Raw genomic sequence first — 26,584 nt, 5'->3', positions numbered from 1 at the left:
CCACGTCGACCGCTTCGTAAAAGTGTGACGCGCTTCGCGCTACCGATTACGCCAAGAGGTGATTGCCCTCCCCACCATTATGACGAGGGCTTATTCCTGTACAATAAATCTAACTAGAATGGTTATCTTTGTAGGGGCGCTTCACGATGCGCCCTCTCCGCCGAAGGCGGAGAACCCATTTTCCCCATCCTCGAAAACTTAGTCAAAAGTCGCTCGAAAAATTAGTAAAAATGCCTCGAAAAATTAGTTGAACTCGCTCGAAAAATTAGTAACCCCAGGTCGACGTTGTGTCTGTGTAAAGGGCGTCGCTATAATCTTGTACATAGTGAGCGACACATAAATTCGCACGATATTTTGATATTTTAACGTCAAAATGTTAAAATATCAAAATACCGCGGGTGAAGTGAGGCTCCGATGACCTTTGTTAAAACTGCGATTATTGAATTGAAGCGTAAGTTCATGCCCTCGCTGGTGAAGGAGATTGTTGCGTTCGCTAATACCGAGGGTGGCACTATTTATATAGGTGTGGAAGATGACGGTAATGTTATCGGCGTGGATGACCCGCAGGAAACGGCTGACGCCATCAATCACATGATCCATGACGCTATTGTGCCGGACTTGAGTATGTTCGCCGAGGCACACGTTGAAGGGTTCGATGATTTCGACCTGGTGGTGGTTACGGTGCATCGCGGGCCCGATCTTCCATATTGCATCGCTGGCAAGGGGCTGCGGCCGGAAGGGGTCTATATCAGGCAGGGGACCAGCGCTCAGCCGCTTACCTATGATGGAATTCGTCACCTTTTACGTCAGATGAGCGCCGAGTCGTTCGAGGAAGCGCGCTCGCTCGATCAAAACCTCACCTTCGAAGAAGCGGCTGCCGTGCTCAAAAAGCACGACATTCAGTTCGGAGTTGCGCAGAAACGCTCGCTTGGCGTGGAGGGCACCGATGGCTTGTTTACCAACTTGGGTTACCTGCTTTCCGACCAATGCGCGTGCAGCATCAAGGTGGCGCGCTTCACGGGAACCACGAAGGCGGTATTTCAAACGCGCCGGGAGTTCGCCGGCTCGGTGCTTCGCCAAGTGGGTGATGCACTGGAGCTTCTCGATCTGCTGAACAACGTACGGCTGTCTGTCGGTGGCAAGCCTGAGCGCATTGAGTCGCGCGACTACCCGGAGGAAGCGTTGCGCGAAGCGGTGCTCAACGCCGTGGTTCATCGCGATTACGGCATTAGGGCAAGTGTCGGTGTGAATGTGTTCGATGACCGGTGTGAAATAATTTCCCCTGGTGGGTTGCCGCATGGTGCCACCGAGGAAGGCGCGCTTGCGGGCATTTCCGTCGCGCGCAACGTGGGGCTATCGGCGCTGTTCTACCGGCTGCGGTGGATTGAGGCATACGGCACCGGCATCATGAAAATCATGGGCAGCTACGAAGGAACCGGGCTTGAACCCTCCGTGGAATTTCTCGATGGTGCCGTAAAAGTTGTCCTGCCAAATGTGAACGCCGTGACTTCTTCCGAGCCATACCATCAGTTCTCTTTTCGGGAAGAAGAATGCGCAGGCGAACTTTCCGATGATAAGCTCCACGTGCTCAGGGAACTTCCCGATAAGGCGAATCTTTCGAAAAGCGAGGTGGCCAAGCGCACGAAGTTCTCGCCCACAAAAACAGCGCGTCTGTTGAAAGAGCTGGTGAAAGAGGGGTGGGTGGAAGCAAGGGGCTCAACCAGAGACCGCACTTATCGCAGAGTGCGAGCGCCGCATTCCCTCTCGTAAGAAGGAATTCGGAAGACAAAGCCGACCGCTCACCGATGGGGTTACGGAAAATTTATTCGTAACACCACGTCTGGAAGGTGAGTGCTATAGTGTGTTACGCTAATTCAAAACGTAACACGGGCGCCAAGGGCGCGGGAGAGTGAGGGCTCATGGGAACGATGACGCGGCGGCAGTTTGCGAAGATGGCCGGAGCGGGGGCGGCGGCGCTGTCGGTTGGCGGGTTGTTGGCGGGCTGCGCGAGTGGTGGCGAGAGCGCTCCGGCGGCGGACAAGGGTGACGGCGCGCAAACCACGCCAACCACTCCGAACCAGGTAATCGTGTCCATGACGCCGGGTTCCGAGCCGGCGGCGGGGTTCGACCCGTTCGTGTCGTGGGGCTGCGGCGAGCATGTGCACGAGCCGCTCATCCAGTCCACGCTTATCACTACCGACACCGACCTCAACTTTGTAAACGACCTTGCCACGTCCTACGAGGCATCAGACGATGGCATGACCTGGACGTTCACCATCCGCAATGACGTGAAGTTCACCGACGGTCAGCCGCTCACGGCGCGCGACGTTGCCTTTACCTTGAACGGCATTCGCACCGGCGAGGCATCCGAATGCGACCTATCCATGGTGAAGGAAGCTGTCGCCCTTGACGACACCACGGTGGAAATTCACATGGAGAAGCCGTTCAACGCGCTGCTGTACACGCTGGCAGTTATCGGCATCGTGCCCGAGCACGCCTACGACGAGAACTACGGCGACAAACCCATTGGCAGTGGCCGCTACAAGCTGGAGCAATGGGACAAGGGTCAGCAGGCTATTCTCGTGGCGAACCCCGACTACTACGGCGACGCGCCCCAGATGGAGCGCGTGGTAGTGGTGTTCATGGAAGAGGACGCCTCGCTCGCTGCGGCGCAGTCTGGCCAGGTGGACGTGGCCTACACGGCCGCAACCTTCGCCGCCAACCAGCCGGCGGGATACGACCTGCTTAACTGCGCGTCGGTGGACTCGCGCGGTATCTCGCTGCCGTGCGTGCCTGCTGGCGGCACGAAGGTGGAGCAGGGCGACATGGCCTACGAAGTGGGCAACGACGTGACCTGCGACCGCGCGGTGCGTCAGGCCATCAACTACGGTGTAGATCGTCAAAAGATGATCGACAACGTGATGAACGGCTACGGCACCGTGGCCTTCAGCGTGGGCGATGGCATGCCGTGGTCCTCACCCGACATGCAATGCACAACCGACGTTGACAAGGCGAAAAAGCTGCTCGACGACGCGGGTTGGACCCCCGGCGCCGACGGCGTGCGCGAGAAGGATGGCGTACGCGCCTCGCTCAACCTGTACTATTCCGCCGGCGACTCCGTGCGCCAGGCCATCGCGGCCGAGTTCGCCAACCAGATGAAGGACCTCGGCATCGAAGTAAGCATCAAGGGCGCCAGCTGGGATGACCTCTACCCACACCAGTTCACCGACCCCATCGTGTGGGGCTGGGGCACCAACGCCCCCGTGGAAACGTACAACCTGTTCTACTCGAAGGGCACCGGCAACTACGCCAGCTACGAGAACCCAACGGTGGACGCCTACCTGGACGAAGCGCTCGCGCAGCCGCTGGTGGAGGACTCGTTCGACTTCTGGAAGAAGGCCCAGTGGGACGGCCAGGCCGGCATCGCGCCGCAGGGCGATGCGCCGTGGGTGTGGTTTGCGAACGTCGATCACCTGTACTTCGCCAAGGAGAATCTGAAGGTGGCGAAGCAGAAGCCGCATCCACACGGCCACGGATGGTCGCTCGTGAACAACGTCGACCAATGGTCGTGGGCTTAATGTTCCGCTGTTCTGGCGAACAGCGGAACAGCTCGACGCTGCGAGGCGTCGATGCACCCCGCCTTGGCGCTTTTTCGCTTACCCTCACGTGCGAAGCACGCTCGGCCGCGAAACGCGCCAATTCGGGGCACCTCGACGCCTCTCGCTGACTTTTGTGCGAAAGTAAGGTTATGACCCGTTTTATCCTTCGGAACATAGTGAAGTTCGTCCTGCTCATGTTTGCGGTGAGTTTGGTGACGTTTGTTTTGGTGAGCGTTTCGCCTATCGATCCGGTGCAGGCTAATGTGGGGCAGGCAGCGCTGGTCAATATGAGCGAGGCGAAACGGGCGCAGTTGGCTGAGTATTGGGGCGCAAATACGCCCTTGTTTGAGCGTTATGCGAACTGGCTTTATTCGGCGGTGCAGGGGGATTTGGGCACGTCGTTGCGCTATAACGCGCCGGTGGCTGACGTCATTGCGAACCGGGCGCTTAACTCGCTTGCGCTAATGGTGACGGCGTGGGTGGTCAGTGGCGTTTTGGGGTTTGCGCTCGGCATCCTTGCGGGCGCGAATCGCGGGCGGCTTATCGACCGCATCGTGAAGGGCTACTGCTTTCTGCTGGCTTCGGTGCCGACGTTTTGGCTGGGGCTGGTGTTTCTTATTGTGTTCTCGGTGTGGCTTGGATGGTTCCCGTTTGGATTCTCGGTGCCTATCGGCGTGGCGGCGGCCGACGTGACGCTGGCCGATGCGCTGCATCACCTGGCGCTTCCGGCGCTCACGCTGTCCGTGGTGGGGGTGGCGAACATCGCGCTGCACACGCGCGAGAAGACGGTTGACGTGCTGGAAAGCGATTACGTGCGCTTTGCCCGCGCGCGCGGCCTTTCCACCTGGGGGGCGCTGCGGCATCACGGACTGCGGAACCTCATGATGCCGGCGCTCACGCTGCAGTTTGCGTCCATTTCGGAAATCTTCGGCGGATCGGTGCTGGTGGAGCAGGTGTTCTCGTATCCGGGCCTCGGGCAGGCGGCAGTCACCGCCGGCCTTGGCGGCGACGTGGCGCTGCTTGCGGGCATCGCGGTGCTCTCGGCCGCCTTCGTCTTTGGCGGCAACCTCATTGCGAACATGCTCTACGGCGTCGTAGACCCTCGCATTCGTCGCGGCGAACAGGCAGGTGAGCTTCATGCGTAACTGGTTTGCGCTTTCGCGCCGCGCGGGATCCTTCGACTCCGGTGCCTCCGGCACCTCCGCTCAGGATGACAACCTGGGTAGAACGCCCCCCTCTTCCATCCGCAGTGGCGGCGACGCTGCAGCTTCCCCTGTCATCAAGAGCAGTGGCGGCGACGCTGCAATTTCCCCTGTCATCCTGAGCGGAGGCAGCGTAGCTGCCGGAGTCGAAGGATCCCGTGCGGCGACAGCCGGGGCTGCTTCAGCTTCCGTTCCGGCTCTCCATCGACCCCGCAAGAAGCAGGTAGCGAACCGCAAGCTCACGCTGGCAACGTTCATCTTGGCGGTGGTGGCGCTTGCGGCTGTGGTGGTGACGGGGGTCCTTGTGACCGACGCGGCAACTGCCACGGACTTCGCGCAGAAGAGCCTTCCGCCCAGCTTAGCGCACCTCTTCGGCACCGACTGGATGGGGCGCGACATGCTGCTGCGCACGCTCGCAGGGCTTTCAACCAGCGTATTGGTGGGCTTGCTTGCGGCGGGCGTGTCGTCGATCATCGCGCTGGTGCTGGGAGCCGCGGCCGCGCTCGGTGGACGTAAGGTAGACGCGGCGGTGACCTGGCTTATCGACCTCATGATGGGCATTCCGCACATCGTGTTGCTCATCCTTATTTCCTTCGCGCTGGGCAAGGGTTTTTGGGGCGTCACCATCGGTGTGGCGGTGACTCACTGGCCCAGCCTCGCGCGCGTCGTGCGCGCCGAGGTGCTGCAACTCAAAGAGGCAACCTTCATCGCGGCCGCGCGCAAGCTGGGGCAAAGCCCCGTGCGCATCGCGACGCGCCACATGCTGCCGTACGTGTTGCCCCAGTTCCTGGTGGGTCTTATCCTCCTGTTCCCACACGCCATCCTGCACGAGGCGGCCATCACGTTCCTCGGTTTCGGCCTGCCGCCCGAGCAGCCCGCCATCGGCGTCATCCTCAGCGAGGCCATGGGCTACCTCTCGGCTGGCATGTGGTGGCTTGCGGTGTTCCCGGGCCTCGCGCTCATGATCACGGTGCTGCTGTTCGATGCCGCCGGCTCCAGCCTGCGGAAACTCATCGACCCGCACAGCGCGCAGGAGTAGGAGGGGGCATGGAGAAGCTGACGGAACAGGAGGCGCTGGGCTTGCGCGAGGTCATCGAGCACGAGCGCACGCAGCACGAGGATGCGCAGGTGCACCACCATCACAAGCACGCGTCCGTGTCGCGCCATGAGCACGGCCACCATCTGCTGCAAGTGGAAGACCTCAGCGTGGGCTTCCGAATGTATGAGGAAAATGCCCCCTTCTTTCAGGCGAAACAGCGCTTCGTGCCGGTCATTGAGAACCTGAGTATCTCCGTGCACGCGGGTGAAATTGTGGCTGTGGTGGGAGCGTCGGGCTCTGGCAAGACGCTTCTGGCCGACGCCATCCTGGGGCTTTTCGAGCCGAACGCCACCGTGACCGGGCGCATCTGGTTCGACGGCGAGGCCATGGATGCCGCCGCGCTTGAGCGCGTGCGCGGCCGCGGTGTGTCGCTTGTGCCGCAAAGCGTGAACAACCTCGATCCGCTCATGCGCGTGGGCCGCCAGGTGGAGGGCTTCGCGTACCCCGAGGCCGACCGCGCTGCGCGCCGTCGCAAGCGCGAGGAACTGTTCGCCCGCTATGGCCTGGGGGAAGAGGTGGCGAAGCTGTACCCCTTCGAACTCTCCGGCGGCATGGCGCGGCGTGTGCTTCTGTGCTGCGCGCTCATGGACGATCCGCGCGTGGTCATCGCCGACGAGCCCACGCCGGGCCTCGACCTGGACCTGGCTGTACGCGCCCTCGACGACTTCCGCGATTTCGCGAATGCGGGCGGCGGCGTCATGCTTATCACGCACGACATTGAACTCGCGCTGCAGGTGGCGGATCGCGTGGCGGTGTTTCGCGAGGGGACGGTCGTGGAAGAGACAGCGGTCGCGAACTTCGCCTCGCCGGACATGCTAGAGCACCCTTTCTCAAAAGAACTCTGGCACGCGCTACCGGAGCACGACTTTGTACCTGGGGGACCGCGGAGAAGCGCGGGGAATACCCAGTCGCTCGATGATCTTTAGCTGTCCGCCGCAGTACCTTGAGGGGCCTGCTGCTCAGACAGTCCTGGGCTCCGCACGAAGCATCCACTGGATGCTTCGGCTCGTGCGGAACTGCGCTGCAGACCCCTCAAGGTACTGCGGCTACAGTAAAGGGCTCGCTTGGTGGACACCACCGCCACCACCGAGTTTCAAGGGAGTTGTGATTCGAAGGATCATGCCCGTTCTCTGGAATCGGGTGAACCTGTGAGATTGGGTAGCGAAATTCGCGACCGGAGGGAAGAGGTAGAAGATAAGCATGCTTGAGGCGCGCGACATAACCTATGGGTATCCGGGGGCTGTGGAGCCTCTGTATCGGGACTTTAGCTTGGTTGTTGGGCCTGATGAGCGGGTGGCTTTGGTGGCGCCTTCGGGGTTTGGGAAGACGACGCTTTGTCGGTTGCTTGCGGGGTTTGAGCGGCCGCTCAAGGGCGAGATCCTCGTCGACGGCGAGCCGCTGCCTGCGCGCGGGGTGTGTCCGGTGCAACTCATTCTGCAGCATCCGGAGGCGGCGGTTGATCCGCGGATGCGGATGGAGAAGACGCTCGCTGAGGCGGGCGAGGTGCCCGAGCAGCTGCTTGATGACCTGGGGATTCAGCGAAAGTGGTTGCGCCGTTATCCCCATGAGCTTTCCGGCGGCGAGCTGCAGCGCTTCTGCATCGCCCGCGCGCTGGCGGCGAATCCACGCTACCTTGTGGCCGACGAGATATCCACCATGCTTGACGCGGTCACGCAGGCCCAGATCTGGCGTTTCCTCGTTGCCGAGACCGAACGCCGCAACGTCGGCCTCGTATTCGTCTCCCACTCCCCGGCCCTCACCCAGCGCATCGCCACCCGCGTCGTGAACCTTGCGGACTGACACCTTTCCGGTATTCTTCGAAGTATTCCGTAGGGCAAGGGCTCTGCCCTTGCCGCTCAGTAAAACAAACCTGACAGGTCATATATAGTTGTCGGCAAGGGCAGAGCCCTTGCCCTACGTTCCACCTGGCAGGTGGGGGCTTTCGTTGCAGTCCCGTTTTAATTCTTCCCTAAAGTGGATATTTGCGATTGACTATATACTGTGAAAAGAATAATATAGCAGCAGCCCATACGCCGCGCGCAACAGCAGGGGATACGCGGCATCGCGTGGGCCCAGAAGGAGAACCAGGGAAGGAAACTGACATGAAAAAGCATCTCCGCGTTGCGCTCGCATCTGCCTGCGCATTGGCTCTGGTGGGGGCGTTTGCCCTGTTCGGCTGCTCGTCCGGCACCGATCAGAAAACGACCGACGAACCGCAGCCGTCGCAAGAGGCTACCGAGCAGCACGAAGCCGTTGAACTGCAACTGTTCGCCGCGAACTCGCTTTCGAAGGCCATGGACGCCGTGCAGGAACTCTACGCGCAAGATCACAGCTGGGTCACGTTCAAAGACACGCAGTACCTGTCCTCCGGCGAACTCAACGAGCAGCTGGCGGCCGGCGCGTATGCGGATGTGCTGATCAGTGCCTCGAAGGGCAAGATGGACGACGCGGTTGAGAAGGGCTACGTGGATGAGGCCACGCGCTTCGACATGTTCAAGAACGACCTGGTCATCGTGGCGGGCGAGAATTCTGAGCTGGCCACCACCTACGCCGACCAGAACTTCACGCTGGAAGATGTTGCCACCGGCAACTACAGCGTGGCTGTTGGCGATGCTTCCGTGCCCGCCGGCAACTACGCTAATCAGGCGCTTTCTACAGTCGGCTGCTTCACGGACGCTTCCGGCAAAACCGGCAAGGATAGCGCCGGTACCGATGGAACCTACGACGGCACGCCGCTCGCTGGCAAGGTAAATTTGCAGTCCTCGGTGGGCAATGTATGTAAGCAGGCGCAGTCCGGCGCGGTTGACGTGGCGTTTGTGTACAGCTCTGACGTGTACCGCTTCGGCGGCGTGAAGGTGATCGGCGTGGTGCCGGCCGACGCGCACAAAAACATCGTGTACCCGGCGGCCCTCTGCGCCGATTCCGAGCAGGCAGAAGCTGCCCAGGAATTCCTCGATTGGGCCACCACCGATCCTGCGGCGCTGAAGACGTGGCAGGAATGGGGCTTTGAACTGGTCGCCTAACCGGCGCTGACGTGGTACCGTAAGGACGCACGTAAGAATTGCATGCCAAAGGATGGGCGGGAGGGGCCGCCCATCCTTTTCCACGTTGAAGGATGGGTATGGAGAAGAGACGACTTTGGGGAGCAATGCTGGTAGCGTTTGCGCTGATGATGGCGCTGTTTCCCGCTGCTGCGTTTGCGGATGGTGCTGACGAGGGGGACGTTGATGTGCCGAACGCGGCTGCGGGGGCAGGCGCAGGCGCTCCCGACACGCCTGCCGCGGCGCAAAACGCCACGGCTGCCGATGACGCCGTAGAGGTGGCGGCTGACGGCGAGTCCGCGTCTCTTGCGGGCTCGCCCTTCGCGCTTTCGGCCTTTTCGCGCTCGCAAGTGGGCGCAAACAGCGAGGTCGATGGCACCTACGCGGGCTATCGCTACTACGTGTCGAACGAACCGGGCAGCCTGGCGGTCATTGTCACCGACCAGCTGGTGGTGGCGTACGTGCCGCCCCAGGCGGCCGAGGCTGTGGGGTTTGACGCGGGTTCGTCGGAAGACCGCGCCTTCCTCAAGCGCTTGCTGGTGGCCCTGGATGCCGCGAACGCCAAGGGCGGCGCCACACTGTCCCGAGAAGGGGAGTGGCTGTTCACGGGCTCGCCCACGGTGGAGCAGGGCGGCGTCGTGTACAAGTTCGACCAGGAGCTGAAAGACGGCCAGTACTACGCCTGCGTGGTGGGTGCCGATGGCTCGGACGTCACCAACCCCAGCAACCCGGCGTACGTGAAGCTGTCGCACGCCGACGCCGCGCAGCTTTTGCCGGCGGCCGACGTGGAAGTAATCGGCGCTCCCACAGGCTTCGACGCGCTGGTCGCGTTCGTAAGCGGCATCGACATGAGCCCGCTGTGGGTCACGCTCAAAACCACGGGTACGGCCATCATCTTCATCTTCCTGTTAGGCCTTTTGGCTGCGTACTTCAGCCTGCGCATCCCCGCGCGGGCGCAAGACATCGCGGATTCCATTTTCACCATCCCCATGGTGCTTCCGCCGACCGTGTGCGGCTTCCTTTTGCTGCTACTGCTGGGGAAGAATACGGCGTTTGGCCAGTTCTTCAACGATATTGGGCGGCCGCTGGTGTTCAGCTGGGAAGCCACGGTCATTGCGGCTGTGGTGGTGGCGTTTCCGCTCATGTATCGCAGCGCGCGCGGCGCCTTCGAGAATCTCGACCCGAACATGCTGGACGCGGCTCGCACGCTGGGCTGGTCGAACGTGAAGATATTCTTCAAGCTGATGCTGCCGCTGTCGTGGTCGTCCATCGCGGCGGGCACGGTGCTCTCGTTCGCCCGCGCGCTTGGCGAATTTGGCGCGACGCTGTTTCTGGCGGGCAACTATCTAGGTATTACGCGTACCATTCCCATCGCCATTTACTTCGAGTGGATGAGCGGGAATACCGATGTGGCGCTGTTTTGGACGGGCGTCATCATGGTGTTTAGCTTTATTGTTATTCTGTTTATCAACCTCTGGAGTAGGCGCACGACGAAGTACCGCCGCCGCGCTTCATGAGTGTATCGTGAGCGAGGGGGGGAGTGCCCAGTCGCTCAGACAGTCCTCGCTGCGCTGCGGAACTCGCTTGGTGGGCACTCCCACCCTCGCTCCGTGAGGCTAACGTGCTTGAAGGCGGCGGTATTCGGTCGGCTGGGTGGGGGGATTCGACCTGTGAGGTAGGAGTTATTTGTGAGTCTTGAGGTTAGTATAAAGAAGAAGTACCCCGCGTTTACGCTTGATGTGGCGTTTGAGGCGGGGGATGAGACGCTGGGGTTCCTCGGTGCTTCGGGGTGTGGGAAAAGTCTTACTATGCGCTGCATTGCGGGGATTGAGACGCCTGATGAGGGGCGTATTGTGGTGAATGGGCAGGTGTTTTTTGACTCGGAGCGCAAGATTAACCTGAAGCCTCAGCAGCGTAAGACGGCGCTTCTCTTTCAGAATTACATGTTGTTCCCGAACCTGACTGTTGCGGAGAATGTGGGGGCGGGTATTGGGCGTGACGTGGCGAAGGGGGAGCGCGACCTTATTGTGTCGACTGAGCTGAAGCGCTTTGGCTTGGAGGGGTTTGACAAGCGCTATCCGGCGCAGCTTTCGGGCGGGCAGCAGCAGCGGGTGGCGCTTGCGCGTATGTTGGCGGCGCGGCCGGGTATTCTTATGCTGGATGAGCCGTTTAGCGCGCTTGATGCACACTTGAAGGGCGTGCTGGAGCAGAACCTCGTCAGCCTGTTTGACGCCTATGACGGCACTATTCTGTACGTGAGTCATGACATCGACGAGGCGCTGCGCTTTTGCGACCGCATTGCGGTGGTGGAGGCGGGGCACATTATGGAAACTGGGACGGGCGACGATTTAGTGAATAGACCCCAGTCGCTTGCAGGCGTGAAGCTGTCGGGGTGTAAGAACGCCACGCCGGCAACGCGGTTGGACGACCACCATGTGCGGCTGCCGAAGTGGGGCGTTGACCTGGAGACTTCCGCTGTCGTGGACACCGGCGTCACGCACTTGGGCGTGCGCGCGTTCTTCTTGGAGCGCGCTGACGGGCCCGGAACCAACGTTTACCGTGTGCGCGTGGACCGCGTGAGCGACTCGCGGTTCGACCGCACCGTGTTGCTGGGCTTTCTCGATCGCGCGCAAGACGAGGCCCCCACAGTGGGCGCCGACGAGGATGAGATGAAGTACCTCCACCAGCACCTGTTCTGGCGCGTCGACAAGCTGAAAACCTCGCTGGAAGAGCTTCCCTACGAAGGGGAAGAACTTTGGGTTCGCATTCCTCCGGATAAGGTGTATCTGGTGTCGCGCTAGAGGAAAGCGCCTGTTTCGGCATCCTCAGCTACGAACCATATATGTTATAAACCCAGGCAATAGAGCAAAAAGCAAAGTTTTATAACAGACCCCTGTGACATCAGCATAAAACCTGCTTGCGCAGCCACACGCAAATTGTGCGCCGCAACCTGGGGCGTATGCCCTATACTATTCTCAGACGAGAAGGGAGCACGGCCGTTATGAAAGACAGTCATGGTCGTACTATCGACTATTTGAGGATATCGCTCACCGACCGGTGCAATTTCCGCTGCATCTACTGCATGCCGGAAGAGGGAGTTCAGGCGCTCGCGCATGAGGACATTCTGCGCATCGAGGAAATTGAGCGGGCCGTGCGCGTCGCGGCCTCCATGGGCATCCGCAGCATCCGCCTGACCGGCGGCGAGCCGCTGGTGCGCCTGGGTGTGGTGGACCTCGTGCGCGCCATCGCCGACACGCCCGGCATCGAGAACGTGTCTATGACCACCAACGGCGTGCTGCTGCCGAAAATGGCCGACGACCTCAAGCAGGCGGGGCTTTCGCGCGTGAACATTTCGCTGGACACGCTCGACCCTGACCAGTTCAAGTACATCACGCGGCGCGGCGAGCTACAGCAGACGCTCGACGGCATCGACGCGGCGCTTGCGGCCGGCTTCAACCCGGTGAAGATCAACGCGGTGGCCGTGCGCAGCCTGAACCAGGACTACCTCGCATTCGCGCGGCTGTCGGTGGATCGGCCGCTGCATGTGCGGTTTATCGAGTACATGCCCGTGGGCGAAAGTTCCGGCAGCCACGGCTGCGGCTGGGGTAAGGAAGACGTCGTCCCAAGCGAAGAGCTGTTCGAAATCATCAACGAGCGCGCACGTGCGGAAGGCATGCCTGAACTGGTGCCCGCCGGCGAGGGCAAGCCGCTGGGGTGGGGCCCGGCGCGCTACTTCCAGTTCCCGGGCGCGCAGGGAACGGTGGGCTTCATCTCGCCGCTGTCGCGCCACTTCTGCGGCGAGTGCAACCGTCTGCGCCTCACGGCCGACGGCAAGCTGCGTCCGTGCCTGTTCTCGGATGAGGAATTCGACCTGCGCTCGGCCCTGCGCGCAGACGACGAGGACGCCGCACGCACCGTGTTCGCCCGCGCCCTCGGTGCCAAGCCCGACGAACACCACGACAAAGTAGGCACCGAACGCGGCATGTCCCAGATTGGTGGGTAGGTCGAAAGTCTCCTGGTTGTCATCCTGAGCGGAGCGCGTAGCGCGGAGTCGAAGGATCCCGCGCGGCGATAGCAAGAAACGGTACGGCTGGCGCCACACGGGATCCTTCGACTCCGCGCCTTGCGGCGCTCCGCTCAGGATGACATGATTAGTCGGGATATTGCGTACTACCAATGAGTTAGTTTTTTTGAAAGGAAGAAAACCCATGTCTGACGAGCAGAATCTCACCCATATTGACGAGAAGGGTGACGTGCGCATGGTGGATGTGTCACAGAAGGCCGACACTGAGCGCGTGGCAGTAGCCGAAGGCTTCATCTCCATGATGCCGGAGACGCTTGCCCTCATTGTGGACGGCACAGCCGCCAAGGGCGACGTGCTGGCGTGCGCGCGCGTGGCCGGCGTGATGGCCGCGAAGCAGACGAGCACCCTCATTCCCATGTGCCACCCGCTGAACATCACGAAGGCGAAGGTGGAGTGCACGCCCGTCACCGCAGGTGAGCGCGAAGACGGCCGTGTGGGTATTCATGTGACCACCACCTGCGGCGTTACCGGGAAGACGGGCATCGAGATGGAGGCCCTCACGGCCGCAAGCGTGGCCTGCCTCACGGTGTACGACATGTGCAAGGCGGTCGACCGCGGCATGGAAATCACCGACGTGCGCCTGCTGAAGAAGGACGGCGGCAAGACAGGACTCTGGGAACGCCAGTAAGCTGACTGCCACACTCCCGCTTCACAAAAGTGTGACGCGCTTCGCGCAAACGAATACGCCACGAGGGGTTGCCCTCCCTTTCACTATGGCGAGGGCGCTTGCATGTACAATAAACCTAACTAAAAAGATAATCAACGTAGGGGCGCTTCACGAAGCGCCCTCTCCGCCGCAGGCGGAGCACCTTGGTTGACCTGGGTTTTCGCGCTTCGCCTCGACAAGCACGTTTGACGTGCAAGTTTACTAAATCTGAGCCGCAAGGGCAGAGTCCTTGCGGCTCAGCATACCTATAAGGGAACCTTTGATGCAGTATCCCTAAAGGCGGGGGAAGCGCGTTAGTTCTGCGTGGAGAGGAACACCTGGAGCGTCATCTGCTCTATCTGATCTTGCAGTTCTTCCAGCTCATCGACGTGGCGATCCTCGTCCTGCAAGATCTCAGTGAGGATGTCGCGCGTCGCGTAATCTAACACCTCGCCGGCCAGCACGATGGCCTCATTGTAATCTCTCACCGTGTCGAGTTCGTCCGCGTGGTCGTTGTCCACCTGCTGGGGGATGGTGGCGCCAATGTGAATGTCGTTCAGGTGCGACACAATGGGCGTGCCCTCCAGGAACAAAATGCGCTCGATCAGCTTTTCGGCGTGCTTCATCTCGGTGATGGCGCGCTTCTCAACCAGGTTGTGCAACTTGGTGTAGCCCCAGTCTTCGCACATCTCCGCGTGCACCATGTACTGGTTGATGGCGGAAAGTTCGCCGGCAAGCAGGCTGTTCAGCGTGTTAATAAGTTCCGGATTTCCCTTCATGGCAACTCCTTTGTTTGGGGGAGGGCAGGGGAGGCCGCCCATCAAGCGAACCTCCGCAGTCCCCCCATTGTAGGTCGCCCGCGCGCAGCAAGCCTCCCCACACAAAACCGCAACCCACCCGTCGCCATACCGCAATCTTCAGGCGTTTGACCAGTGCGGCAAAAGCTGAAGATAAAGGGTGGCTCTTGTGAAGAAATTGTGAAATTGTATAAGCTTTCAACAATTATCTCGTTTGTGCTTGCGAGGTGTGTTCTACCTGCGATTATCAATTCCTTGTTCTTGGGTTCTCCTTGTGTTGGGCGAGGTCTGCGGCCCTTCACAATCCCTCGTCGCGTGCTACTATGCCGAATATATCCCGCATTTGTGGGGTATGTGCATCGGGAAATGCACTGGCTTTTGGAGTAAAGGGACAAGGGAATGAATTGTAACCGTCGAGCTGTACGGCTCGGCAGGGCTGCGTGCGCAGTGACGCTTGCGTGTGCCCTGACGACCGGTACTCTGCCTGCATTCGCAGACACAACATCCGAAAACCTCCGGGGGGGGGGGGCTTTCTGAGCCTATAGCCCCGGAAACCTCTCGCGCTCCAGGCGCTGAGGGAGTTACTGAATCTTCGAACGCGGGCGGCAATACCGCTCAGTTCTCCCAACAGGTCCCACTCGACCAATCTTCCAACGAAAACGAAAACGAAAGTGCTCCTGCACAGGTTGCGGGTTCTTCTGATGTGTCCGGCCAGGTAGCAGGCACGGTCGTGTTGCCCTCAGACGCGGGCGCTGTCTCCATCGTGGGCGATGGCCTTGTTTTCGAAATTGATGATACTTCCAAGACGGCAACCCTTGTGGGTTCGGCTGCAACACCGCCGAAGGGTGACCTGTCGGTGCCTGCCTCTGTGACCAGTGGTACCACCACCTACGAGGTAACTGCCATCGCGAAGAATGTGTTCGCGAAGTGTTCGGAACTCACTTCCGTGTCGCTTCCTGCAACCCTGCGCGAGGTAGACCCCGATGCCCTCATGGGTTGCACCTCTCTCAAATCAATCACTGTGAGCGCCAAAAACGCGGCTTTCACCTCGCACGATGGCATGCTCTTCACCAAAGACTATACGCGTCTCCTGCTCATTCCCGAGGGCATGGAGGGTGCTGCCAACATCCCCGGTTCTACTACTACTGTTCCCGCCCAGGCATTGTCCCGATGCTATCTTATGGGCTCCTCACTCACTGCCGGGGATGGCAGCGCCGCATTCATTACGCAGGGCGGGATGCTGTTCACTAAAGACTTGAAGGCCCTCGTTTCTTGCCCGCCGGCTATCGGGAATGCCGTCGTGCTACCTGCTGAAACGGAAACCATCGGCGAGTATGCTCTCGCTGGCTGCAAAGACCTGACCGCAATCACCACGCTTGGGAACGTGCGTGAGATCAACCCGACGGCCTTCACCGAAGAAGTCAAAGCCTCCGCTGTAGTGGCACTCCCAGCAGGGGAGAGTAAAGCTATCTGGGAGCAAGCTGGCTTCCAACACTTTGCCGAGCCTGCCGAACCCGGCGCAACAACGCGTCCGGAAGCCGACGCAGAAGCCGCAAGCGGTCTCGTGTTCACGCTTCTCAACGACTACACCCTCACAGTCACCTGGGAAGGTGCAGAAGATCCCGCTGCTGACCTCGAGATCCCCGCATCCGCCGAGATCAACGGCGTGTCGTACCGCGTGAGCACCATCGCCGCGAACGCCTTCGCGAACCGCGGCACGCTCAAAAGTGTGACCCTCCCAGCTACCGTGACCTCCATCAGTGAAGCTGCCTTCGCCGGCTGTGCGAACCTCGCTGACATTCAACTCCTCGCGAATCTGCACGAGGTAGGCGAGCGTGCCTTCGAAGCCACAAGTCTCACAGACATCTGGCTCCCCGCGAGTGTCCAATCAATCGGTTCTCGCGCCTTCGCTTCCTGTGAGTCCCTGACTCGTATCGTTGCTCTCGGCACCCCGCAAGTAGCCGACGACGCCTTGGCAGGCTGCGCCAACTTGTCTGTATATTGCCCCAGTTTGTCATCTCGACCGAGCGAAGCGAGTGGAGAGATCCCGAGCGGCGACAGCCAACTCGCGTTCTACTCTTGGAACCTGGGCCTCCTCGCCAATAATAACCATTTGCTTCCCTATGGTCTGACTCTTCCCGAAGAACCCCTCAGTCTCGAAGTAGGCCAGCAAGCCAACCTCTTCGAAGGTGGCACCTGTGAAGCTCCGAGTCCCGTGGAGCTTTCCTTCTCCTACGCCGCCAAGCCCCTCTCGGTTGACGAGCAAGGCACCACCACCGCCAAAGCCGAAGGCACCTCCGAGGTCACCGCAACCCTCACCCTCGAAGGCCACGAACTCGCGCGCGCTACTCGCACCGTTGAAGTAACAGTCCCCGCCTCCGAGAACCCAGCGGGTGAGCAAGCCTCCACTCCCTCGGAGACCTCCAACATCGTCTCAACTGAACTACTCGAACAGTCCACCAACCAATCCTTAGCTTCCACTACCGAGGTTGCCGTAACTCCCCAAATGCTTACCGGCACCATGAACCTCTCAGCTACCTCATCTAACCCACTGCTCGGTACCACCTTTGAGCAGCAAACACCCGCACCTGCACAAGCAACCAACGACATAACGCCCTTAGCCGCCACCGACTACTTCGAGCAAGGCAAAGACGGCACCTGGCTCAAATATACTGTCACTAAAGCTGACGAGGGTACTGGTTCGTATGAAGTATCCGTTGGTGCATCTACCGTCATTGCTAAAAGGCCTGCTGGGGCTATTGTTGTGCCTCGTCAGGTGATAAATAATGGTATTGATTATACGGTTACAAGCGTTACTGCAAGTGGCTTCAACGCTTGCCGCGATTTGCTGCGAATTGAACTTCCGGAAACTATCAAGATCATTGAAACAAGGGCATTCAATCAAACTGGGTTGTCTGAAACGCCTATCATGCCAGGCGTAACCCAGTTAAAGTCATCGGTTTTTCGCGATTGTGATAACCTGCAAGAGTTGGTAATACCTAATTCAGTTGAATACATCGGCGAGCTCTGTTTTGAGATGTGCGACAACCTTCGTAGAGTGACTTTTCCCAGTTCGCTCAAGGGCGAAGCTGCTGGTAAACCTTATCTGAATGCCCCGTTTGTTGCTTGTCCAAGTCTTGAGACTATAGAGCTAGGTGAAAATCTCCCCTATAAACTTATTGATGGGGCGTTGTATAGCGCAGATGGAAAAAGTCTCGTCGACTTGGGTACTGTGAGAAGCACTATTTTTGAGGTACCCAGTGGCGTTGAAACAATTAAGCGGAGTGCCATTAAAGATAGACCAGGAATTCAGGGATTGGTAATCCCGTCAAGCATAAAACTGCTCGATCGTAATGCATTCAGAGTTTTTCACGGAAGCGAAATTCTCTGTCTGCCCCCTGCAAGCGATATACAGCTTGATAGTAGTGTTTTGACAACACCCGACGGTGATGTCTCGGTTTATTGTAGCGACCCAACTCTTTGGCAGGGTAATGAAGGCACGATTATCAAGCATGATGTAGGCCTTCCTGCCTCGTTTAGCGTGCTCAACGACGGGGGAGCAGCAACGCTGTCCACGAACCTCTCAATTCCCGTGGGTTCCCAGTTCGCGAGTAATATTGAAGTGCGCTGGACGTTCTCGGAGGGCGCTGATGCGCTTGCCACCCGCACGCCTTCAACCAGCGACGCTGGTCGCACGCTCACGATTGCAGGCAAGGCTGGTGCGTCGGGCAGCTTCACCGCTACCGCAAGCATGGTGTATACCGGTCCCAGCAGTGACCCGGCTGGAACGGTTCTTGCTACGTCTGAAACCACGGTAACCGTCGCGCCCTCGCATGGCGCGCTACCCAGCTTCGCCGAAGGTGCTGACCCCAGCACGGCTACGTCGGTTGAATCGCAGGCTTCCTGGAAACTTGAAAACGGCGTCCTCACTATCACCTGCACTCCTGGTCGCGTCATCAAAGACCTGGGCTGGTGCAGCACTGATGGCAACGAAAAATGGAACGGCTACTGGGGAGATGTGCGCCCACTCGTCACCAAAGTTGTTATGTCTGAGGGTCTCAAGGCCGAAAGCATGGCCCAGTGGTTTGGGCGGATGGGCAACCTGGAAGACGTGTCCGGTATGTATATCCCTGAGGGTGTCGCTTCAGCAAATCGCCTGTTCGACACGTGTCCAAAGATTACTTCGCTTCCCGCTGGTCTTACGCTTCCTGCCAGCGTGACGGACGCCGCCAACATGTTCAATGGCTGCACGGAGCTTACATCGCTACCAACAGGCTTTACTATTCCTACGAACTCTCGACTCACTGTTATGCAAGGCATGTTCGCGAACTGTCCAAAGCTTGAGTCGCTGCCTGTGGGGTTGAGCATTCCCAAAACAGTGACGAATGCTTCATCTTTGTGTGCTGGGTGCACCTCTCTTGAAAGTTTGCCAGATGCTTTTGCCATTCCCAAAGAAGCTACCAGCATAAACATTCAGGCTATGTTCTCTGATTGTCCGCGGCTGATGACTCTGCCCAAAAACTTCACCATGCCGGAGACGGCCACGGCAGACAACATGTTCCGCGTGACGAGTACTTCGCCGCTTCCGCTCTATTATGCTGGCGTCGACACTGCGCTCACTGGGAAGGGAACTGCCTGGTGGACTGCCCAAAATCGCAGCTTTGTTACGCCCAGTACGGCGGGCCAGGTGCAGTTCCAAGTGCCCTCAACAACAGCTGCGGATCAATGGGAAACCGTTACCGCCTTTGTGCCGAACGCTAAAACTGGTCTCATGCCCGAACCTGCCGCTCCTGTGCGCGCGGGCCACGTATTCACACTCTGGTACACCGACCAGAACTGCACGCAGCGCTACGACTTCGGCAAGTCGCTGGCTGACAACGGCGTCGAAGCAGCCGCCGACGGCACCTACCAACTCTACGGCCGCTACGCCGCTGCAGCCACAGGCAATACCGCCACCAGCTCAGGCATCCTGCCCACGGTAGACAACCAGGGTACTGCCTGGTGGTCCATCGGAAAAGACGGCGACAAAACCACCCTCTATCTGCGAGGCACCGGCAAGGTAGCCGACTTCGGATGGTACATTACTGATGAAGTGTGGGATCTTGAAAGCAATCCGCGTTGGTATCCTTACCGCACGACGATAACGGCCATTGCTATGCAGCCATCGCTCGATGCCGAGGTGTGTGACTTCTGGTTCCGGAACATGGTAAAACTAACCGATGCTTCGCAAGTGCACATTCCGAAAAGTGCTACTGGCTTATTCGGCATGTTTGAAAATACGCAACTGCTCACCTCTCTTCCGGAAGACTTGACGCTTGCCGAAGGTGCAAAGAATGCCGCCTATCTGTTCTCAGGCAGTGGGCTTACTTCGCTGCCGTCAAGCTTCAAGCTACCCTCCACATTGAAGTCGGCGCGCTGTCTGCTGAAGAATACTCAGATTCAAAACGTTCCCGATGGGTTCTTGCTGCCGCAGGGCATTGAGAATGCGCGCTATCTTTTCCAGGGGTCATCTCTTGTGTCGCTTCCGGCTGGGTTTACTATTCCTTCCGGAGGAGTGGATGCAACGGGTATGTTCTATGGATGTTCGCAGCTCACGGCCTTGCCGGAGGGTTTTTCGGTGCCTGATGATATTGATGCAAGCGATTCTATGCTGGGTATGAATGGTCTGTTCTTTGGTTGCAACAAGCTCACGTACTTCCCGGAAAGCTTCAATTTCCCGGCAAACTTGGCGGCCGATGCGGTACTCGGGGGTCAGTCGGGGGACAAGGGTAAATACCATCCCTTCTACGTTGACCCCGCAACTACCACAACGCCGCTGCCCACGTACTATTCGGGTACCAACGAGGCCGTGCTCGCCTTCGACTGGGCGAGTCAAAACCGCGTGCTCATCACCGACCCCGCTGGCCGCGGCCACAAAGTAACCTACAAGTTGGCGAACGACGACGGCACCTGGAAAACCTACGCCACCGTGCTCACGGATGCCGCTGGCACCGTGCCACGACTGGCCGAACTGCAATCCGAATCCGGCTTCACTGGCTGGTCCTCTGACCCCGACTGCCTTGAGCCCTTCAACTTCGCCATCCCCGCCACCAGTGACGTCACCGTCTACGGCAAGCGCATAACCCATGGTGGCAAGTACAAGTCAGAAGGGGAGGAAGGCTACCTGCCGGTGGAAAACGGGCAGGGCACGGCCTGGTGGTACATTACCAACGATAAAACGCTCTATGTCGGTTGTGAGGGCGGCGCATCCATCGGTGACCTTGGTTGGGATATTTACAACGACAGGGTGGATGTTGACGCTTATTGGTCTGTTGGCTTCTGGGGCCCCTATCGACAAGATATCACCTGCATTGTCATGGAAAGCGATGTGCTGGCAACTGATATGCAGTCGTGGTTTGGCAACATGCGCAACCTCGTCACGGCTGACTTCATTATCCCTGAAAACACGGTCAGTCTTTGTTCCCTGTTTGATTTCTGCGACAATTTGAAGAACCTGCCGAATGACCTGGTCATTCCAACGTCGGGTAAGTTGGATTCCTTTTTCCGAACCTTTAGGTTCTGCTACTCGCTGGAGAAGCAGCCTGACACGTTCTTTATCCCAAGTTCAGCGACAAACCTTGGAGCAATGCTTGAAGGTACTGCTCTCTCGCTACTGCCCGAAGGATTCCGCCTGCTTACTCCTGATACGGTGGTCGATGCGTCGTGGTTATTCAAGGACTGCAAGAATTTGAAGACATTGCCTGATGGATTTGTTCTGCCTGAGGGTACGGAAGCCTGTCGATATATGTTTCACGGGTGTACGTTGCTCACTGCTCTCCCGACTGGATTCTCCATTCCTTCTACGGTCACGGAAGCTACGCGGATGTTTTGCGGGTGTTCAGCGTTGACGACGCTGCCTGAAGGTTTTGGTTTTGACCTTGACGAGACAGGCAAACGTGCAAATATCGTTGTGAGTAGAATGTTCTATGACTGCCCATCGCTCGTTTCGCTGCCTGCTTCGTTGAAGCTTGACCTGTTCAGTGCCACGGCTTCTGGGGAAAGTGTCGTGGCTGAGGGCCTGAGTACCATGTTCGCGTTTACAACTTATACGGCCGAAGCGCCACTTGACACTTACTATTCCGATGATGTGAACGCGCTCATTCCGCAAGGCTATACGAAAGACAATTATTGGAAAACTCTCATGCATCGCAACTTGTTGTCTACGACAAGCTTGCCTGCCGATCGCCCGCAGGTGAAGCTGTTGCTGCCGGATGAGGTCACGGGCACTTACGACATGAATAATCCCTATCTTGTTCCCATAGCGAACGCGGGCGGCATGCTTGCGCCACACGAGGCACCCTATCGCATTGATCGGGTCTTCCTCGGCTGGTACACCGATCCCACCTGCACCAAGCTGTTCGACTTCACGAAGAGCCTCGTCGAGAACGGCGTGACCACAGAGCCGTACGCGCTCTACGGTTCCTACGCGACCGCTTCCGGTCCGCTGCCTACCGAAAGCAACGCCACCAACGCCGACCCCGCAGTTGCCGGCTGGCGCCTCACCACCGACGGCACGCTGTCCATCTGGTGTGCTCCGGGGGAGACTATCGCTTCTTTGTGGACCTCCACTGATAACGATGTGTGGCTTTTTAACTACTGGGGACCCGTGCGCTCTTCGGTTAAAAGGGTTGTAATGGATGAGAATATAAAAACCACCAGCTTGATGGCCTGGTTCTGCGAGATGCCCCAGCTTGTCGATGCGGAGGGAATCTTTATTCCGGAAGGAACTAAGGACCTCTGGAGAATGTTTCACAACTGCTCTGCGCTCGCGACTCTTCCCTCTGATTTCGCTATCCCTGACGGCGCTGAGAACCTTCGAAGCATGTTTCGCCATTGTGCAAGCCTCAAGCAGCTTCCATCTGACTTTACTCTCCCTACTTCTGTGAATAGCGTTTATGCCATGCTAGAGTTTAGCGGAATCGAGTCACTTCCTGCTGGCTTTGCTATTCCAGAAGCAGTAACCGATGTTGGTTGGATGCTGAGCAACTGTCTTAGCCTGAAAAGTTTACCAGAAAGCTTTAAGATTCCGGAAAATGCCACGGAAGCCCCCGGTCTGTTTTATGCGTGCTCGTCTCTTGCCTCCCTTCCATCGTCTTTCAAGATTCCAGGGTCGATGCAAAATGCTGCAAGTATGTTCGAACATTGCAGGTCGCTTTCGTCTTTGCCTGAGGGTTTCAAATTTGAAAATCCTTCTGTGTTGACTAATGTTTCACACCTATTTAAGGACTGTTACAGCCTTACTTCACTGCCATCTTCTTTTGTGCTTACTGGGCTTGAAGATAAAGTTGATCCCGCTAAGCCAATATTTACGACGAATAATTTTACGGCTAGCACTCCACTCACAACTTATTACGCCGGTGATGACTTGACATCCCTCTCGGTTGTTGCCGGAAGCGATGCGGCTGCGACGTCAGAATACTGGCTGCAAAAGCACCACCGCAAGCTTGTGAGCAAAAATGATTCGCTGCCCGAGGGGTTCAAGAAAGTGTCATTCAAGACGCGCGTGGTGTCGGCCGATGAGGTTGCAAGCCCAATTCTGAACTGGGATGACTTTACCACGATAGTCACAGACGCCACCGGCACTTTCCGCGCACCGGCTGCTCCTGTGCCCTACGGCTACGGCTTCGACGGTTGGTACAAGGACCCCGAGTGCACCATACGCTTCATCTTCGATGCCGATGGCTCAGCCTCGGTGTCGGCTGATACGGTACTCTACGGCAAGCTGGTGATGCGTATCAGCTTTGACGCGCCCACCTCTGCGGTCATGGTGCTGGATGCCTCAGGCGCCATCCAGCCCGCGCTTGCGCAGGTGAAGTCATACTCCGCCGTGCCGCTTGCGGTAAGCACAATCTCATGCACCAAAATGGGTGCCGCCGAACAACTGATTGACGCTGTCTCGCTTGACAAAACAAAAATAGTGGTGAGAGACGCCACCGACCCCGACACCTCAACGTCGCTGACTTTCGGAACCGAAAAGCCCACCGGCTTCACGCTTCCCGCATCCACCAGCGCCAGCGCTCCTGGCACGTTGAACCTGTTTATCCAGATGAACGCCCCACCTGAAGCCACCTACACCTACGTAGGCGACGGCCTCATAACCGACCTAGCCCGCCTCACCTTCCAAGTGAGACCTATGTAATAAGTGAGACCCGCCCAACCAAGCGAACCCGCCAAGCAAACCTCCCCTTGCCGTCACCCACCCGGCAAGGGGAGCCACGTCGCACAAAAGCGCGACGCACTCCGCGCTACTAATTAAGCCACAAGATGCCTCTCTCCCTACCATCATGACGAGGGCGCGTACTCGTAGGTCTATCTCACATGTTCGGCAACCTACGTAGGGGCGCTTCACGAAGCGCCCTCTCCGCCGCAGGCGGAGAACACAACCATGACCTGCGCTTTCGCACTCCGCGCGAACGGCGCTTCCGTAAAGGGACTAGGCGATTCGCGCCGTCGCTGCTAACTCCGCTACGAAGGTTGTGTCACTTGCAAGTCAATGCTTTCAAGTCAGTCAGCCCTCGTCATAAAGCAGGGGAGGCGAAATACCTCGTGGCGTAATAGCCAGCGCGTAATGCGTCACACTTTATAAAGTATGCGCTACCTATATATAAGTGGGAAGTCTCCGTAGAAGCCCTCCCAAACACCCGCGCCGCGCTTTCCGCGCTCAATCACCTTACGGTGCCAAAGTTGTAATCGGTACAACCAGCACTCCGTCCTTGCGACGATACGCAAGATCGCCTTTTCCCACGACGATTGCCAAAAACTCTGGAGGGCGATTGCGCGCCGCAGCATTCCCCGAAATCTTCTCTTTCAGTCTCAGCAGCTTCGCTGAAACCTCATCGGAAAGGGCATCCTCGCTCAGCTTAATCTCGATGGCTCCCCAGCGGCCATCGCCCAGCTCAATGACTACATCGGCTTCAAGCCCCTTCTCATCGCGATAGTATCCCATTCGGTTGCCAACACCACCGAGCGATGAAAGATATACGCGCAAATCGCGAACGCAAAGCTGCTCAAACAAACAGCCAAGGGTTTGCGTATCTCTCAACAGGTTGCTCGGTGTTGCCCCGATCAAAGCCGCAGCGAGGGAGGGGTCGACGAAATAGCGTTTTGGCTTCGTGCGAACACGGGTCTTTGCACGAAGCGGCGGTTCCCACCCTTTCAGATCCTCAATAATAAAAAGGCGCTCCAAGGCCTCAAGGTACGACTCCACGGTGACGCGATGGGGTGTCTCTTCTTCTCCATAGCCCATATCTTTTGCTAGGGTCTCGTAGGTAACCGCCTGCGAGACGTTCATAGCGAGGGCCTTCATGAGACGTCGCGCTGTTTCGGGAGTTTTTTCCAGCTTCGGAATACTCACCTCCAGCACGCTGTTGATGTATTCAACAGGTGTTTCTAGTGCGAATTCGTCATCCATGCCCAGGACTGATGGCCATCCTCCTCTACAGCACCATCTCGCTATGTCGGCAACTTCGGTCTTGTTGCGCGTCGGATTGAATACGCCATCAAACAAGCCCTTTAAGCTTACCGTGCCGTTAGAATCTCCAGTTTCGTAAAGAGACATAGGCCGCATGCGCAGCCTCGCAATCCGGCCGGTTCCACTGTGATGGATTCTTTCATCTTTGGGCTGGCATGAGCCGGTGAGGATGATCTGACCTTTCCTGTTCGCGTTGGTGTCAATACGGTTGCGCGCAGCATCCCAGATGGAAGGAACCTCCTGCCACTCATCAACCAAGTGCGGCTCGGCTCCTTCGAGGACAAGCATTGGATCGGTCAGTGCTGCAAGCCGCGTAGGTTCAGACACCAACGTGTCAAAGCTCGCTGCGTGTGCCAAAGCCGTCCATGTTTTGCCACACCACTTCGCACCGGTTATCTCGACGCCTCCGAATGATTTAAGCATCTTTTCTAATCGTCCGTCGATGACGCGAGGCAAATACCCTGCTGGGGTAAGCTTTTCAGTTTCCGCGCTTTCCATAAAGCAACCTTTCAACACCGCCAACTGACATTTTACGCCCATTCCAACTGACATTTTACGCCAATCTCAACTGACATTTTACGCCGCAGCAGTATTGATGAGAAGGGTAGCACCAGAACGGGAAAGATTTCCAAAGCCCAAAACAGTTGATATCGTGCGAGCAATGTAAACGATTTTGGAATTGAAAAATTCATCTAATTATATCGTGCATGCTAAAGTAAACCAAAGATAGTATTTTGTTCAAATGCAAAAAGTGGTATAAGTGAAGACAAATGCTAAGAGACAGCGACATACAGCAGATTAAAGCCATCGCAGATCATGTCGAATCTCTTTTCAAGACGCTCTCAAACGACGAGATAGGCAAAGTCGAATCAACTCTTCGCCAAGAAATTAAGCATCAAGCGGCAATTGCCCGAGCTAAGTGCGCCGAACGAGAAAACGGACAAGATCGCTTCGAACGGTAGCATAGGTGGACTAAGCGCCACCAAGATTAAAATCTGCCCCCTGGGAAGAAAAAGCCCGCGTTGGTAAGCGGGGGAGAAATGATCTCGTGACGTACGAGCCAGTGTCAAGTGCGTCACTTCCAGCCCTCTCAATACCCCTTCAACCTGCGGCAATGCACCCGCATTCTCAGCTCCTGCCACATCCCAGCGCCCCACGCTCAAAATATGGAGAAACTGTGAAGGTGGCTGGTCGTGTGGAATATCTACCGCACAAGTGGTGAATATAATCCACCTGCGATTTTAGTTGAATCTCCCGAACATCACGGCCTCTCAGTGGCCCCGTGCAGCCCTCCACCTGGCCTTCACAAAACTGCTTGACGTGCTAAGATGTCGATTATATGCCGCATTCATGGCACATACCTCGTGGGGTGCAACGCTACCAATAGGGCGTTTCATCTGGAGAAAAGGGACAGGGAATGCGACTTGAAAACCGAACCGGGTTCGGCAGGGTAGCGCGCGTGCGCCATCCCGCCCAGCTCGTGCGCCGGCCCCCACGGACGGCGCGGTTGCCGAGAGTAGCGCCTGAGCGACGGAGCACCCCTGCGACGGGAACGCAGACCTCCGTTCAGCAAAATGGCGGCGCCTCCACGGGTGAGGCGAGGAAA

General features: G+C 58.1%; 14 protein-coding genes. 12 read left to right on the top strand and 2 right to left on the bottom strand.

The genetic code is table 11. The features are described 5' to 3' along the window. Positions 1-414 precede the first annotated feature (414 nt). The 11 genes from QNJ86_RS10585 to moaC all read left to right on the top strand — a co-directional run bounded on the left by QNJ86_RS10585 (position 415) and on the right by moaC (position 13,653). A complete protein-coding gene (locus QNJ86_RS10585; protein ID WP_283832592.1) occupies positions 415-1,770 on the top strand; it encodes an RNA-binding domain-containing protein in 1,356 nt (451 codons plus the stop codon). 149 nt (positions 1,771-1,919) lie between these two features. Beyond that, positions 1,920-3,578: an ABC transporter substrate-binding protein gene (locus tag QNJ86_RS10580; RefSeq protein ID WP_283832591.1), complete on the top strand. Its 1,659-nt coding sequence runs from the start codon at positions 1,920-1,922 to the stop codon at positions 3,576-3,578. Between the two features lie 170 nt (positions 3,579-3,748). After that, entirely contained in the window at positions 3,749-4,744 is a 996-nt protein-coding gene (locus QNJ86_RS10575; protein ID WP_283832590.1) for an ABC transporter permease, read from the top strand. Continuing rightward, the gene (locus QNJ86_RS10570; RefSeq protein WP_283832589.1) at positions 4,737-5,840 is read left to right on the top strand and encodes an ABC transporter permease; all 1,104 of its coding nucleotides are present in this window, start codon (positions 4,737-4,739) and stop codon (positions 5,838-5,840) included. The genes QNJ86_RS10575 and QNJ86_RS10570 overlap by 8 nt, the downstream gene beginning before the upstream one ends. A gap of 8 nt (positions 5,841-5,848) precedes the next feature. Beyond that, on the top strand, positions 5,849-6,826 hold the full coding sequence (locus QNJ86_RS10565) for an ATP-binding cassette domain-containing protein (RefSeq protein WP_283832588.1): 978 nt from the start codon (positions 5,849-5,851) through the stop codon (positions 6,824-6,826). A gap of 274 nt (positions 6,827-7,100) precedes the next feature. Continuing rightward, a complete protein-coding gene (locus tag QNJ86_RS10560; protein WP_283832587.1) occupies positions 7,101-7,700 on the top strand; it encodes an ABC transporter ATP-binding protein in 600 nt (199 codons plus the stop codon). 302 nt (positions 7,701-8,002) lie between these two features. Continuing rightward, positions 8,003-8,923, top strand: a complete 921-nt coding sequence (gene modA / locus QNJ86_RS10555; RefSeq protein WP_283832586.1) for a molybdate ABC transporter substrate-binding protein — start codon at positions 8,003-8,005, stop codon at positions 8,921-8,923. A gap of 98 nt (positions 8,924-9,021) precedes the next feature. Beyond that, positions 9,022-10,458 (top strand): molybdate ABC transporter permease subunit, encoded by a 1,437-nt coding sequence (gene modB, locus QNJ86_RS10550; protein ID WP_283832585.1) that lies wholly within the window; start codon positions 9,022-9,024, stop codon positions 10,456-10,458. 171 nt (positions 10,459-10,629) lie between these two features. Then, positions 10,630-11,742 carry a sulfate/molybdate ABC transporter ATP-binding protein gene (locus tag QNJ86_RS10545; RefSeq protein WP_283832584.1) on the top strand — a complete coding sequence of 371 codons (1,113 nt, stop codon included), beginning with the start codon at positions 10,630-10,632 and terminating at the stop codon, positions 11,740-11,742. A gap of 200 nt (positions 11,743-11,942) precedes the next feature. Continuing rightward, positions 11,943-12,944: a GTP 3',8-cyclase MoaA gene (gene moaA / locus QNJ86_RS10540; protein WP_283832583.1), complete on the top strand. Its 1,002-nt coding sequence runs from the start codon at positions 11,943-11,945 to the stop codon at positions 12,942-12,944. Positions 12,945-13,149: 205 nt separating this feature from the next. Continuing rightward, a complete protein-coding gene (gene moaC, locus QNJ86_RS10535; protein WP_283832582.1) occupies positions 13,150-13,653 on the top strand; it encodes a cyclic pyranopterin monophosphate synthase MoaC in 504 nt (167 codons plus the stop codon). A gap of 332 nt (positions 13,654-13,985) precedes the next feature. On the opposite strand, the gene bfr is transcribed toward moaC, so the two are convergent. Beyond that, positions 13,986-14,450 (bottom strand): bacterioferritin, encoded by a 465-nt coding sequence (bfr, locus tag QNJ86_RS10530; RefSeq protein WP_283832581.1) that lies wholly within the window; start codon positions 14,448-14,450, stop codon positions 13,986-13,988. Between the two features lie 721 nt (positions 14,451-15,171). On the opposite strand from bfr, the gene QNJ86_RS10525 reads away from it, so the two are divergent. Next, on the top strand, positions 15,172-23,646 hold the full coding sequence (locus QNJ86_RS10525; RefSeq protein WP_283832580.1) for a leucine-rich repeat protein: 8,475 nt from the start codon (positions 15,172-15,174) through the stop codon (positions 23,644-23,646). Positions 23,647-24,177: 531 nt separating this feature from the next. Here QNJ86_RS10525 and QNJ86_RS10520 read toward each other — a convergent pair. Further along, positions 24,178-25,476, bottom strand: coding sequence for an ATP-binding protein (locus QNJ86_RS10520; RefSeq protein WP_283832579.1), 1,299 nt, complete (start codon positions 25,474-25,476; stop codon positions 24,178-24,180). Positions 25,477-26,584 lie beyond the last annotated feature (1,108 nt).

This window comes from Gordonibacter faecis (genome assembly GCF_030077735.1).
GTDB classification, from domain to species: Bacteria; Actinomycetota; Coriobacteriia; order Coriobacteriales; family Eggerthellaceae; genus Gordonibacter; species Gordonibacter faecis.
The sequence above is the reverse complement of the archived record's forward strand: the minus strand, read 5'-3'. Positions and strand labels throughout refer to the sequence as shown.